Below are 13,874 nucleotides of genomic sequence, written 5' to 3'. Positions count from 1 at the left end.
TTTCTGTTCTTACTAATGAACTGCAAAAATACGATTAATTCGCGAAAAAAATATCAGAATGTTTGCAGATTAAAAAATGATTCGTACCTTTGCACCGCTTTCAACGGAAAGCACTTCTGATAAAGGAGTTTTGGAGAGGTGGCAGAGTGGTCGATTGCGGCGGTCTTGAAAACCGTTGTACTGCGAGGTACCCGGGGTTCGAATCCCTGTCTCTCCGCTTCAATTAATAGATAAATCCCTGTAAAGTAGTACTTTACGGGGATTTTTTATTTTGTGTATGTGAATAAGATAAGCATAAAAAGGGGCGGTTTCTGTTGAAATAGAAAATAACACTATTTGAACTGTTTATTTTAGAATAAACACTCTTTTTTCAGATTGAATTTATCGGTTTAAAGAATATTATTCCAAAATGCTTATTATCAGTTAAATATCTGTTTTGATCTACTGTCGGATTTCAGTTTTTATATCTACCTTTGTTCTGATTGTACGAGATTTGATAGTTATAATATTAATGAATAGAATGATGAAAAAACAGACCCAAGCGATTCATACGCAGTTCCAAAGAAGAGATGCTTACAATTCTCTCAGTATGCCGGTTTACCATACAGCGGCTTATGAATTTGACAATGCTGATGACATGGCTGATGCTTTTTGCGGGCGGACAGATGCTCCGGATTACTCCAGAGTGATGAATCCCACAGTGACTTTTTTTGAGAATAAGGTGAAGGAACTTACGGGGGCAGCAGAAGTCATAGCCCTCAATTCCGGTATGGCGGCTATTAGTAATACATTATTTTCAATTGCAGCTGCAGGAAAGAATATAATTACATCGCGTCATTTGTTTGGTAATACTTATTCGTTTATTGCTGGTACATTGTCCCGCTTCGGGGTGGAACCTAGATTGTGTGATTTGACAGACATTGGAGCAGTAGAGAAAGTAGTAGACAGTAATACCTGCTGCATTTATGTGGAGATTATCACCAATCCGCAGATGGAAGTGGCGGATTTACAGGCGCTCTCACGGATAGTTCATGAAAGGGGAATTCCTCTCATCGTTGATACTACGCTTATTCCTTTCACAGAATTCGATTCACATAGCTTAGGCGTAGATATTGAAGTGGTTTCCAGTACCAAATATTTATCAGGGGGAGCCACTTCCATTGGTGGTTTAGTAATTGATTATGGTACATGTCCGGGATTCGGTAAACGTATGCGTACAGAGATGTTACTCAATCTGGGAGCTTATATGACTCCTCATGTGGCCTATATGCATACTATCGGATTGGAAACATTGGACGCGCGATATCGGATACAGTCTGCCAATGCCGCTATGTTGGCTGGTAAGCTTCGCATATTATCTGCTGTCAAACGTGTGAATTATGTGGGGCTGAAGGATAATTCATACTACGCTTTGGCACAAAGACAGTTTGGTCCGACTGCCGGTGCTATGATTACGATAGACCTGGAAAGTAAAGAGGCATGCTTTGCTTTCATCAACCGACTGAAATTGATACGTCGCGCTACTAACTTGTTTGACAATAAGACGCTTGCTATTCATCCTGCAAGTACTATTTTTGGACCGTTTACTGATAAACAGCGACAGGACATGGATGTGTTGGATACGACTATCCGTTTCTCAATTGGTTTGGAGGATGTGGATGATCTGTTTGACGATGTCAGACAGGCTTTGAATAATAAAAAGGATTAGAAGCAAAAATCTGAAAGTCATACACGCAACTGTAAATATACCGCAAATATGGTATATAAAATGCCATTCATACGGGATTTATCAGCTTGTATATATCTAATACCTTTGCCCCATCATTTTAACAGTAAACAATAATGGGTAAAAGGATTCATTTATTTTTGCTTGCTCTTGCAATAGGAGTGATACAAGGGGCAGCACAGGTGACAACAGTGCGGGGCATCGTCACCACAGAAGAAGATGGGGAGCCGGTTATCGGTGCCTCAGTTATAGTGAAAGGAACTTCATTGGGTACCGTAACTGATGTCAACGGGAGATTTGAACTGAGTGGACTCCCGCCATCAGCCACCCGGCTGCTAATCTCTTACATTAGTCTGATGGCAAAAGAGGTGGCTATTGCACCACAGGTATCGGTAACACTGAAGAGTGATACGCATCTGCTGGATGAGGTAGTAGTAACGGCTTTGGGTATTTCACGCGAGAAAAAGGCATTGGGCTATACGGCACAGGAAGTAAAACAGAATGCTTTGGTGCAAGGGAAAGATAATAATCTGTTAAATTCGTTGAGTGGTAAGATAGCTGGTGTGCGTATTACCAATACACAAGGAGATGTTGGTTCCAGTCGCATCGTTATTCGTGGTGAAACTTCTATTGCAGGTGAGAATCAACCGCTTTTTATTGTGGATGGAATCCCAGTGGATAATTCGCAGCTTAATGCACGTTCCAGCGGACGCGATTTTAAAAATGCAATAGCAGACCTGAATCCGGAAGACATAAAAACACTTACTGTATTGAAAGGTCCGAATGCCGCTGCCCTTTATGGTGCGCGTGCTGCTCACGGTGCTATTGTCATCACTACTAAGGGAGGAGACAAAAGGCAGAAAGGGATAGGGATTACATTACATTCTTCCACGCAAGTCTCTTTTGTTGCTACCTTGCCGGAGTTTCAAAATCTTTTTGGACAAGGGGCAGGGGGACGGTTCAGTTATGTAGATGGCAAGGGTGCAGGTGTGAATGACGGGGTAGACGAAAGCTGGGGGCCACGTCTTGATATTGGTTTGTTGATTCCTCAGTTCGATAGCCCATTGGACGCTGACGGTAATCGTGTGGCTACTCCCTGGGTATCCCATCCCAACAATGTACGCGATTATTTTCGCATGGGTATTTCTACAAACAGCGGTATTTCTGTTGCCCGTGGAGACGACAAATACCAGTTCCGTGTAGGATATAACTACGAAAAACAAGTCAGTATCGTTCCTGATGCTGGAACTAATAAGACGAATATCAGCCTAAATACGGATTACCATCTGGCAAAATGGATTGTGGTGGGAGCTACGGCCAATTACATCGTTTATACAGCTCCCAGTTTACCGGGGTCAGCTACCCCCTCGGGCAGTAACGTACGTTCTAACAGTCCTATGCTTCAGTTCTTGTGGTTCGGACGTCAAGTGGATACGAACTCATTGAAGGCGGACTATACTCGCAACTGGAATTCAAGCTATTACGACAATCCTTTTTGGAGTGCTTCTTATAATACACAGAGTCAGGAACGTCATCGTCTGATAGGTGATCTGCATGCCGAATTCCGTCTGACAGATGGGTTGAATGTGCGTTTCCGTACTAGTACCGACTGGTATAATGACCGGAGGAAATCCAAAGTAAAATGGGGGAGTGCAGGTGCCGGTTCGCCTTACGGCAGTTATGCTGAAGATGCCTATACGGTGAAAGAGAATAACACAGAAGTATTGGCGACTTATATCAAACAGTTGAATAAAAATTGGGGAATTGACGCTCTTCTGGGTTTTAATGTACGTAACAAACAATATGAGAATAATTATCAGGCTGCTCCCCGTTTGGCGGTTGCTGATCTTTATACATTGACTAACTCGCGTGATCCGCTCATTTCGTCCAATGATTTCTACCGTTTACGGCAATATGGCCTTTACGGTTCCATACAACTGGATTACCGTCGTTGGGCTTTCTTGAATATAACAGGACGGAACGATTGGTCGTCTACACTACCTGTGGACAACAATTCTTATTTCTATCCTTCGGTGACGGCTAGTGTGTTGCTTTCTGAAGCTTTCGGATGGAGAAGTAAAGCTGTTAACTACCTAAAAATACGTGGAGGATGGTCTCAAGTGGGAGCAGATGCCAATCCTTATCAATTGGCAACGGTCTTTACTTCAGAAACAGCTTTCAATGGGAATCCACTTCAAAGTTCTTCTACCATTGGTATGAATCCGAATCTAAAACCGGAGAAGACGTCATCTATAGAAGCTGGTTTCGAGGCGGCTTTTTGGGACAATCGCCTATACTTGGATTTCACTTACTATAAGACCGATAGTCGTAATCAAATATTGAAACTAGCTACTACTGCTGCCAGTGGGTACACGTCGCAGGTGCGTAATGCCGGACATATCCGTAATCGTGGCTATGAAATACAATTGGGCGCTGTTCCTATACAAACATCGAAAGGGTTTCGTTGGAATCTGGATTTGAATTATGGTGCCAACAGCAGCAAGGTTGTCAAATTGGATGATGAAGGTTTGATTACGAGTTACCAGCTCTACTCGTCTGGTATTCAGATACTGGCTTCAGTGGGCGAAGCTTATGGAACCCTGTTCGGCACTTCATACGTGCGTGATGCTAATGGAAACGTTGTGGTGGATGCTAACGGTCTGCCTAAGATTTCGACCACTAATAAAACGTTGGGGAAGTTTACGCCCGACTGGACAGGCGGTATCAGTAACACTTTCAGTTATCGTTCGTTAAGTCTTTCTTTTCTGATAGATGCAAGTGTAGGTGGTTCTATTTTTTCCAACACTAATAAAACTGGAAAATATACCGGTGTATTAGCTAACACATTATCGGGCCGGGATGCCGAGCACGGTGGCTTGTGGTATTATACTGACGCCATGGGTAACAATGTACGATTATCAGAATCTCCTTCTTATTCCGTATCCTCTGATGGACTTTACTATGCCCAGGTCAATGGGCAATCCACCCGTGTGTATCAGGATGGCATTATGGTAGAAGGAGTGACGGAAAGTGGTTCTAAGAACGAAGAGGTTGTATCTGCCGAGAAATACTACCATCGTATTTACAGTATTGCTGAAGCTAATGTATATGATGCTTCTTACGTGAAACTGCGAGAAGTCGCTTTGAGTTACCGTCTACCTCGCTTGTGGACGCAGAAACTGCATTTGCAAGAAGCTTCCGTTACACTGACGGGACGTAACTTGTGGACTATTTATAAGAGCGTCCCTAATATAGATCCGGAATCGGCTTTGACTACTGGAAACGCACAAGGAGTAGAAGCCTATTCATTGCCTACAACACGTTCCTTTGGTGTGAACCTTTCCGTGAAATTCTAAATGTGAACTTTTAAATAATAGGATAAGATGAAAAGAAGAATATATTTTTTATATATAATATGGGTACAAGTGGTTGCCATTTCTCTATCATCGTGTGATGATGAATTGACTGATATCAACCGCAACCCCAATGCCACTGAAAATCCACAGCCGGCTTATTTACTTGCCGCTGCACAGTATCATGCCGCCAATCTTTATTGGGGAAGTAGTACGAACTATAATTCTACTCTGTTGTGGGTGCAACATTGGGCTAAAATACAATATACAGAGCCAGATTGCTATAATGTGGATAATGGCAGCTTTACCACTACGTGGGACACCGGCTATGCAACGCTAATAACTGACTTGAATGCTATTATCAGTTCGGAACTCGGAAATGATAATTATCGAGGGATAGCTACAGTGTGGCGTTCGTGGGTTTACCTGTTGCTGACCAATCTGTATGGAAATATACCATACAGTGAATATGCACAAAGTGTAACACCCGCTTATGATTCACAAGAGACTGTTTTGCGCGGGCTTTTGGAGGAGTTGATCGCTGCTGACCAGTTGCTTTCTACCACAGGAGGAACGGTAGAAGGGGATTTGATTTACGGAAATGATATTACCCGCTGGAAACAATTGGCCCACTCCCTACGGCTACGTATCGCCCTTGAATTAGCTGACCGGGATGAGGATACAGCGCGTCGGGTTATTGCTTCCCTTTGGGATAATCGTAACAGTGTAATAGATAGCAATGATGCTATAGCCCGTTTTGTTTTTACTTCTTCACCACAATGGAATCCATGGGCATCTGCTTTCAATTCACGTGATGATCAGCGGGTATCAAAAACGTTGATTGATAAACTGAATGAATGGAATGATCCGAGAATTGGAATTTTAGCCCAGCTACCTCAAGACGAAGGTGTGAAAAACTATGTAGGAGCTGCCAATTCCTTATCTGCTGATGCCGCTAATAATCAGGGATTTAATAAAGTTTCCCGTCCCGGTACTTATTTTTTGAAAGATAGCTCTCCGGCTGTATTTTATACGTATGCCGAGGTCTTGTTTATCTTTGCAGAATCCGCTGCACGCGGCTGGATAACGGCTGATGCGGAAACGCTCTACCGCGAAGCTATTACTGCTTCATTGAATCAGTTTGGCATTATAGACAATCGTATAATCGATTCTTATTTACAACAGGAGGCGATTCGGTTCGACGCCGCACATTGGTATGAATCTATCGGCTGGCAGAAGTGGATCGCTTATTATGGACAGGGACCCGATGCTTTCACTGACTGGCGCAGGCTCGGTTATCCCCAGCTTATCCCTGGTCCCGATTCCGTTTTGGGTTCCGGAGAGTTACCTCGTCGCTTTTTTTATCCCGTAACGGAACAATCACTGAATGGTAAGCAGTATCAGATTGCCATATCCCATCAGGGAGCAGATGAGATTACTACCCGTTTGTGGTTTGATGTAGCTAATAAAGAACGATGATACCTCCGTGTCTCCGGGCTGCAATATGCGTTTGAAAAATATCCGTTGAATTTAAAAAACAGAATAACAATGAACACTGACATTACATTTATCATAGCAGATAATCAGGATATAACCAGAATGGGAATGCATGGATATATTTCCGCTATATTCAGTGGATGTCGCATGATAGATGTGACAGACAAGAAAGAGCTCATGCTTGCATTGGTAGAATGTAATGACAGTGTTGTTATACTTGACTATACACTGTTTGACATCAATGGTATAGAGGAGTTTCTTATTATAGAAAAACGTTTTCCGAGAGTTCGTTGGATATTGTTTTCCAATGAATTGAGCGAAGACTTTATTCGTAGGATGAGTATAGCAAGGAATATTGGTATGATTTTGAAAGAGAACTCCGGTGAGGAAATTCATTCTGCATTGATGTGTACAGCACACGGGGAGCGATTTCTTTGTCATCAGATAACCAATTTATTGATAATCGGTTCCGACAAACCGGAAATTCATTCTGTTTTGACTGTTACGGAGATTGACATTCTTAAATTAATAGCACATGGGAAATCTGTGAAAGAAATAGCATTGGAAAGAACCTCAAGCATTCATACTATTATCACCCATAAAAAGAATATTTTCCGGAAGTTGGGTGTGAATAATGTATATGAAGCAACTAAGTATACTTTACGCGCCGGGCTGATTGAAATGGTAGAATATTATATATGATATTCAGAAGAGTGTTAGGATAAGAGTTAAGAAGAATTTGTAGGCAGGAAAATTCTCTGTATCTTTGCCCGCATGGCAAAAAAAGGTGAGTTACATATAAGAAATAAGCACAATGGTCAGTATGATTTTCCATTGTTGATGGAAAATTATCCTCCATTAAAGAGATTCGTATCGCTCAATCCCCTCGGAATACAAACTATAAATTTTTTTAATCCGCAAGCGGTGAAGGCTTTGAACAAAGCATTATTGGTAACTTATTATGGCATCCACTATTGGGACATACCGAAGCAATATTTGTGTCCGCCTATTCCCGGAAGGGCGGATTACATTCATTATATTGCCGATCTTATCCAGCCGAACGGAACAACACCGGATTTACCGGCAGGAGATGCTAATGGACAGAAGTCTAAATGTAGATGTCTGGATATTGGGGTAGGTGCAAATTGCATTTATCCGATCATAGGACACACTGAATATGGATGGACCTTCGTTGGTACTGATGTTGATCCGGTTTCGATAGAAAATGCACGAAAGATAGTGACTTGCAACCCTGTGTTGGCTCATAAGATTGACTTGCGACTTCAGAAAGATAGTAAGAAGATTTTCGATGGAATTATTATGCCTGATGAGTATTTTGATGTGACAATATGCAATCCTCCGTTTCATAGTTCGCGTGAAGAGGCGGAAGACGGAACGTTACGCAAATTAAGCAGTCTGAAAGGTACGAAGATAAATAAAGTGCAGCTAAATTTCGGCGGGAGTGCGAATGAACTTTGGTGCGAGGGCGGAGAAGTTCGTTTCTTATTGAATATGATTTCCGAGAGCCAAAAATACCAGAAGAACTGCGGATGGTTTACGAGTTTGGTTTCTAAAGAAAAAAATCTGGAAAAGTTATATACCAAATTAAAATCGGTGAATGTGTCCGAATATAAAGTTATTCGAATGCAGCAGGGAACTAAAAGTAGCAGGATATTAGCTTGGCGATTTGCTACCAACTCATAACAATGAGTGAATATCGAACTGTTATTTGTTTAACCTATTAATTAAATAGAATATGATGGAAACCAATTACATCACTTTGACAAAGGAGAATATTGCAAACGAACATATATGCTGTGCTTTTTCAGATAAGAAATGCAAGGATAGTTATGAACTCAAAAAAGAATGGCTGAAGAAAGAGTTCGATAACGGCTATGTGTTCAGACGTATTGATGAACGGGCAAAAGTGTTTATCGAATACGGTCCTGCTGAAAAAGCATGGGTTCCGGTGAATGCTTCCAATTATCTGATGATAAACTGTTTCTGGGTGTCAGGTAAATATAAAGGTTGCGGACATGGTAAGGCATTATTGCAGTCTGCCATTGATGATGCAAAATTGCAGGGGAAAGATGGGCTTGTCACAGTGGTGGGCACTTCTAAATTTCATTTTATGAGTGACACGAAATGGCTGTTGCGACAAGGTTTCCAAACAATAGAAAAACTCCCTTACGGATTCAGCCTTTTAAGTTTGAAACTAAACCCGGCTGCTCCTGATCCTTCTTTTAATGATTGCGTGTTGAGCGGTGAGTGTCCGGATAAGGATGGAATAGTCGTTTATTATACCCATCGCTGCCCGTTTACGGAGTTTCACGTTCGCGGTTCTTTGGTCAGTGCTGCTAAGAGCAAAGACATTCCATTGAGAATAATTGAATTGGAAAGTATGGAACAGGCGCAAAATGCACCTACTCCGGCTACCATATTTACTCTTTTTTATAATGGCAAGTTTGTAACGACTGACTTAAGTGTATGCCTTGAAGGGCGATTGAGCAAAGCATTGGACTGTGATTCAGGAGAATAGCTGACTTGGAACCATGTTACGTCTCTGATATGTTTAGCTAATGTTTCTTATTTTTATTTTGCAAATTTAAATTGTGTCTGCACATTTTTTGGAAAATACATACCTTTGGATAATTAATGATTAAACACGATTAAGAGTTTTATGCGTTTTTGGGTATGTATTTTTGTGCTTCTATTTGTACACAATCAATTTTCAAGGGCTGATAAAATTATAAATAATGACTCTTTGTATACAGAAAAATATATCAGAGATATTTATATTTCCAACCCCAAACGTGCTTTACAGTTGTTGGATGAGGCCGAAACCAGAAAAGCCTTCCCTCTGCGTCTGATTAATGAATTGCGCAGTTTGTCATATCGTAATATGTATATGAATAAACTAGCTTTTATGTATGCAAGGAAGTCGTACTTGCTTGATTCCATCTCTCAAAGAGAACCTAAGCACATGTTGAAGATGACGGTTTATTTAGCTGAACTTTCATCCATAATGAGTAAATATAATGAGAGCATGCATTATGCTCTTAGTGGAATTATGCAGGCTCAAAAACTGAAGGACAGAGAGGCGGAAGCTAGATTGCTTTTTTGCATAGGAGAGAATAATTGGAGGCTGTCATTGAAAGATGAGGCGTATAATTATTTTGGTCGTACGATTGAATTACTGCGTGGGTCAAAGGATATGAGAGAAATGATGCTGCTTTCCTATTATTATGGAGCAGAGATGGGATTTTTAATGACAGATTCCCGTATTGATGAAGCTTTGGCTCTTGCTTATGAACGTGAAAAACTTCTTAAAAAATTAGAGAAAGTACCGGAGGTTCCCGAAGGCTACATTGATGGTCAATATAGCTATTTATATGCAAAATTGGCCTATATTTCTTATTTAGAAAAGAAATATGCGCAAGCAGAAGGATATTATCAAAAATATCTGGCAATAAAAGAATCTCATACTCCGGATGGCAAGATGTATTCGATTCCTTATTTGATTCTTTCCAAACAATATGAGACAGTAATAGACAACTGTAAGGACTTTAAAGAATTGTTGAGAACACAGCGGGATACCTTGAACGCTCAATATTTAACTATACTTAATAAGGAAGTCCAGGCATATCTGGGGCTGAATCGTTATAAAGAAGCCGCAGAAATACGTGAAACCATCATTGCAATAACGGATAGCATTAACAGTACCGACAGGAAAAATGCTGCATTAGAATTGAACGCGATGTACGGTGCTTCCGAAAAAGAAGAATACATCGCCGAGCAAGCCTCACAGCTAAAAATAAGGAATGTTTCACTCTGCTTTTTGGCGTGTATTGTAGTGCTGACCCTGTTTATACTTTGGCGTTTGTGGCGTTTCAACCATATAATCGAGTATAAAAACAGGATGCTTGCCAAACTGATAAACGAGAAATTTGCCAATAAAAAAGATGGTAATCAGTTATTGGAAGTGTACGAGGAACAGGAGGTTTCATCAGAATTGGAACCGGAATTGATTTCTCCTGAAGAACAGGATGAACTTTTGGACGAAACAGACAAAGAAAGTGGGGAAGAAGAAGAGAACAAGAAAATATTCCAGGAATTAAATCATACAGTCGTTCAAAAACAGCTATATCTTTCTCCAGAGCTCTCAAGAGAAGATTTGGCGCAGATTGTACATCTGAATAATGCACGCTTTGCCCGGATGATAAGAGAATGCACCGGAACTAATTTCAATGGGTACATCAACGGACTGCGCATTAATTATGCGATCAAGCTAATGAAAAAATATCCTAACTATACCATACGTGCCATCGCTGATGAATCCGGATTTAATAGTGCCCCGATATTATATAACCTTTTTAAGAAAAAGACGGGAATGACTCCTTATGAATTTAAAAAAGCGCAGGACACATTGAGGAATTAAATAGTTCTACTAAACAATTTTCGTTTTTCCCGGTTTATCTATTGATAACTAAATATTAATGGAAATGATACAGGTAAGGATAAAGAGGGTTTACGAAGATTTTTCAGAAACAGATGGATACCGGGTGTTGGTAGATAAATTATGGCCACGCGGAATGAAGAAAGAATGGTTGAAATACGATTATTGGGCAAAAGACATAACACCATCCCCTACATTACGTAAATGGTTTCATGAAGATATTCCCGGACATTGGGGAGATTTTGTCACGCAGTATCAAAAAGAGCTGGATGCTTCTCCATCAATGGCTGATTTTCTGACTCTTATTAAACCACATCCGGTGATAACACTACTTTATGCTTCAAAAGAACCGGTGTATAATCACGCCCGAATTCTTCGCGATTATCTGGAAATGCGTTTGAGAGAGTGAAATTAAAGTAATTTTATCTGTTTACGCTTTCTGTCGTTCACTCAATTTCCTACCTTTGTAATCTAAATCAAAATCGTGTAATCATGAAGTATAAATTATTGGTTCTTGATGTAGACGGAACACTCCTCAATGATGCGAAAGAAATTAGTAAGCGTACATTGGCTGCCCTGTTGAAGGTTCAGCAAATGGGAGTGCGTATTGTGCTGGCATCCGGCAGACCGACTTATGGCCTGATGCCGCTGGCCAAGATGCTCGAACTTGGAAACTATGGAGGTTTTATCCTTTCCTATAATGGCTGTCAGATTATCAACGCACAAAACGGGGAAATTCTGTTTGAACGTCGGATTAATCCCGAAATGTTGCCGTATCTGGAAAAGAAAGCCCGTAAAAACGGTTTTGCCTTATTCACTTATCATGATGATACGATCATAACGGATTCTCCTGAAAATGAACATATCCAAAATGAAGCCCGGTTGAATAACCTGCAAATAATTAAAGAAGAAGAATTTTCTGCTGCCGTTGATTTTGCTCCTTGTAAGTGTATGCTGGTGAGCGATGACGAAGAAGCACTGGTTGGTTTGGAAGATCACTGGAAGAGACGACTGAACGGAGCGTTGGACGTATTCCGTTCGGAGCCATATTTTCTGGAAGTAGTTCCCTGCGCCATCGACAAAGCCAACTCTTTGGGTGCTTTGCTGGAGGTACTGGATGTGAAGCGTGAGGAAGTGATTGCTGTGGGCGACGGTGTGTGTGACGTAACAATGATTCAATTGGCCGGGCTGGGCGTAGCTATGGGACATTCACAAGACTCGGTGAAAGCCTGTGCCGACTATGTGACTGCTTCGAATGAGGAAGACGGAGTGGCCGTTGCAGTGGAGAAGGCTATTATAGCTGAAGTGCGTGCAGCCGAAATTCCCCTTGACCAACTGAATGCGCAGGCACGCCACGCATTAATGGGAAACTTGGGAATTCAATATACATACGCCGACGAAGACCGTGTGGAAGCAACGATGCCGGTAGACCATCGTACCCGTCAGCCTTTCGGCATTTTGCATGGGGGAGCTACTCTTGCACTGGCAGAAACAGTTGCCGGACTCGGTTCGATGATTCTTTGCCAGCCGGACGAGATTGTAGTAGGAATGCAGGTCAGCGGAAACCATATATCTTCTGCACATGAAGGAGATACAGTGCGTGCGGTAGGAACAGTTGTACATAAGGGACGTTCCTCCCACGTATGGAATGTAGACGTGTTTACTTCAACAAACAAACTGGTGTCTTCCATACGGGTAGTCAACAGTGTGATGAAAAAGAGATGACCGACGAAGAAATAAGTAACTTGACAACTATTGATGCATTTATTCAGCGGAAGCAGCCGTTTGCTGTTTACCGTATTCCCGGAGAGAAGGTTCCCCGTCTGTTGACGCAGGCGGAAGGAGCGGTCCGTTTGATATACGATTTGAAAGAACTGAATGGACAGAGAGGATTTGTAATTGCTCCGTTTCAGGTGAGTGAGTCATGTCCGGTTGTGTTGATTCAACCCGATCAGTGGGGGCAGCCTTTACCGGTGGATGATGATACGGAAGAAGACCGGGAGATAGCCTTGCGCCTGCAAGGGCAAGAATCATTTCTGACTTCTTCTACAGAAGAATATGCGGCATGCTTTCATACCTTTATAAATGCATTGCGTGAGAGGACGTTTGATAAACTAGTGCTTTCCCGTCATCTTACAGTTGATAAAGTAGCGGATTTTTCTCCTTTGTCCATCTTTCGGGCGGCTTGTAAACGTTATATTCATTCGTATATATATTTATGTTATACTCCGCAGACAGGCATCTGGCTGGGAAGTACTCCCGAAATTATTTTATCAGGTGAGAAAGACGAATGGCATACGGTTGCGCTGGCCGGAACACAGCCTTTGCAAGATGGCAGACTGCCGCAAGTATGGGATGAAAAGAACCGGAAAGAACAAGATTATGTTACTTCTTATATCCGTCGGCAGCTTCTTTCACTGGATATTCATTCTACGGAAAACGGGCCATATCCTGCTTATGCCGGTGCTTTGTCACATTTAAAAACTGATTTCCGTTTTTCTTTGAAAGATAATAAAGGTTTGGGAGACCTTCTGAAAGTTTTGCATCCGACACCTGCCGTATGCGGCTTGCCGAAAGAAGAAGCCTATCAGTTTATTTTGCAGAATGAAGGTTACGACCGCCGCTATTACTCCGGCTTTATCGGATGGCTCGATCCGGAAGGGCGAACAGACATCTATGTAAACTTACGCTGTATGCATATCGAAGATAAACAACTTACTCTTTATGCTGGCGGTGGATTATTGGCCTCTTCGGAACTGAATGACGAATGGCTGGAAACGGAGAAGAAGTTGCAAACCATCAAACGGCTGATTGCAGTGCCTCCTTTAAAATCATAAACTAC

10 protein-coding genes and 1 tRNA gene are annotated in these 13,874 nt (G+C 41.7%); all 11 read left to right on the top strand.

Features of this window, described 5'->3' with window-relative positions; all coding sequences use genetic code 11:
* Positions 1 to 132: 132 nt before the first annotated feature.
* The 11 genes from DWZ47_RS14505 to DWZ47_RS14455 all read left to right on the top strand — a co-directional run bounded on the left by DWZ47_RS14505 (position 133) and on the right by DWZ47_RS14455 (position 13,869).
* Positions 133 to 217, top strand: a tRNA-Ser gene (locus DWZ47_RS14505).
* 306 nt (positions 218 to 523) lie between these two features.
* Positions 524 to 1,708, top strand: coding sequence for a PLP-dependent transferase (locus DWZ47_RS14500; RefSeq protein WP_004309996.1), 1,185 nt, complete (start codon positions 524 to 526; stop codon positions 1,706 to 1,708).
* A gap of 134 nt (positions 1,709 to 1,842) precedes the next feature.
* Positions 1,843 to 5,082 carry a SusC/RagA family TonB-linked outer membrane protein gene (locus DWZ47_RS14495; RefSeq protein ID WP_004309997.1) on the top strand — a complete coding sequence of 1,080 codons (3,240 nt, stop codon included), beginning with the start codon at positions 1,843 to 1,845 and terminating at the stop codon, positions 5,080 to 5,082.
* Positions 5,083 to 5,109: 27 nt separating this feature from the next.
* Positions 5,110 to 6,558 carry a SusD/RagB family nutrient-binding outer membrane lipoprotein gene (locus DWZ47_RS14490; protein WP_004302255.1) on the top strand — a complete coding sequence of 483 codons (1,449 nt, stop codon included), beginning with the start codon at positions 5,110 to 5,112 and terminating at the stop codon, positions 6,556 to 6,558.
* A 69-nt stretch (positions 6,559 to 6,627) separates the two neighbouring features.
* Positions 6,628 to 7,278, top strand: coding sequence for a LuxR C-terminal-related transcriptional regulator (locus tag DWZ47_RS14485; RefSeq protein ID WP_117513591.1), 651 nt, complete (start codon positions 6,628 to 6,630; stop codon positions 7,276 to 7,278).
* 72 nt (positions 7,279 to 7,350) lie between these two features.
* Positions 7,351 to 8,280: a 23S rRNA (adenine(1618)-N(6))-methyltransferase RlmF gene (rlmF, locus tag DWZ47_RS14480; protein WP_117513589.1), complete on the top strand. Its 930-nt coding sequence runs from the start codon at positions 7,351 to 7,353 to the stop codon at positions 8,278 to 8,280.
* Between the two features lie 55 nt (positions 8,281 to 8,335).
* On the top strand, positions 8,336 to 9,115 hold the full coding sequence (locus tag DWZ47_RS14475; protein WP_117513649.1) for an N-acetyltransferase: 780 nt from the start codon (positions 8,336 to 8,338) through the stop codon (positions 9,113 to 9,115).
* A gap of 141 nt (positions 9,116 to 9,256) precedes the next feature.
* Complete coding sequence (locus tag DWZ47_RS14470; protein ID WP_004305784.1) at positions 9,257 to 11,014, top strand: helix-turn-helix domain-containing protein; 1,758 nt, start codon at positions 9,257 to 9,259, stop codon at positions 11,012 to 11,014.
* 64 nt (positions 11,015 to 11,078) lie between these two features.
* A complete protein-coding gene (locus DWZ47_RS14465) occupies positions 11,079 to 11,441 on the top strand; it encodes a DUF488 domain-containing protein (protein WP_004305785.1) in 363 nt (120 codons plus the stop codon).
* Positions 11,442 to 11,524: 83 nt separating this feature from the next.
* Positions 11,525 to 12,757 (top strand): Cof-type HAD-IIB family hydrolase, encoded by a 1,233-nt coding sequence (locus DWZ47_RS14460; RefSeq protein ID WP_004315182.1) that lies wholly within the window; start codon positions 11,525 to 11,527, stop codon positions 12,755 to 12,757.
* On the top strand, positions 12,754 to 13,869 hold the full coding sequence (locus DWZ47_RS14455; protein ID WP_117513587.1) for an isochorismate synthase: 1,116 nt from the start codon (positions 12,754 to 12,756) through the stop codon (positions 13,867 to 13,869). The genes DWZ47_RS14460 and DWZ47_RS14455 overlap by 4 nt, the downstream gene beginning before the upstream one ends.
* Positions 13,870 to 13,874: the final 5 nt, after the last annotated feature.

The sequence above is a fragment of the Bacteroides sp. AF32-8BH genome, from assembly GCF_003435205.1.
GTDB classification, from domain to species: domain Bacteria; phylum Bacteroidota; class Bacteroidia; order Bacteroidales; family Bacteroidaceae; genus Bacteroides; species Bacteroides ovatus.
The sequence above is the reverse complement of the archived record's forward strand: the minus strand, read 5'-3'. Positions and strand labels throughout refer to the sequence as shown.

Excerpts from the sequence above, each read along its gene's own strand:
- DWZ47_RS14500 (WP_004309996.1), top strand. The coding sequence starts at position 524 with ATGAAAAAACAGACCCAAGCGATTCATACGCAGTTCCAAAGAAGAGAT.
- DWZ47_RS14495 (WP_004309997.1), top strand. The coding sequence starts at position 1,843 with ATGGGTAAAAGGATTCATTTATTTTTGCTTGCTCTTGCAATAGGAGTG.
- DWZ47_RS14490 (WP_004302255.1), top strand. The coding sequence starts at position 5,110 with ATGAAAAGAAGAATATATTTTTTATATATAATATGGGTACAAGTGGTT.
- DWZ47_RS14485 (WP_117513591.1), top strand. The coding sequence starts at position 6,628 with ATGAACACTGACATTACATTTATCATAGCAGATAATCAGGATATAACC.
- rlmF (WP_117513589.1), top strand. The coding sequence starts at position 7,351 with ATGGCAAAAAAAGGTGAGTTACATATAAGAAATAAGCACAATGGTCAG.
- DWZ47_RS14475 (WP_117513649.1), top strand. The coding sequence starts at position 8,336 with ATGGAAACCAATTACATCACTTTGACAAAGGAGAATATTGCAAACGAA.
- DWZ47_RS14470 (WP_004305784.1), top strand. The coding sequence starts at position 9,257 with ATGCGTTTTTGGGTATGTATTTTTGTGCTTCTATTTGTACACAATCAA.
- DWZ47_RS14465 (WP_004305785.1), top strand. The coding sequence starts at position 11,079 with ATGATACAGGTAAGGATAAAGAGGGTTTACGAAGATTTTTCAGAAACA.
- DWZ47_RS14460 (WP_004315182.1), top strand. The coding sequence starts at position 11,525 with ATGAAGTATAAATTATTGGTTCTTGATGTAGACGGAACACTCCTCAAT.
- DWZ47_RS14455 (WP_117513587.1), top strand. The coding sequence starts at position 12,754 with ATGACCGACGAAGAAATAAGTAACTTGACAACTATTGATGCATTTATT.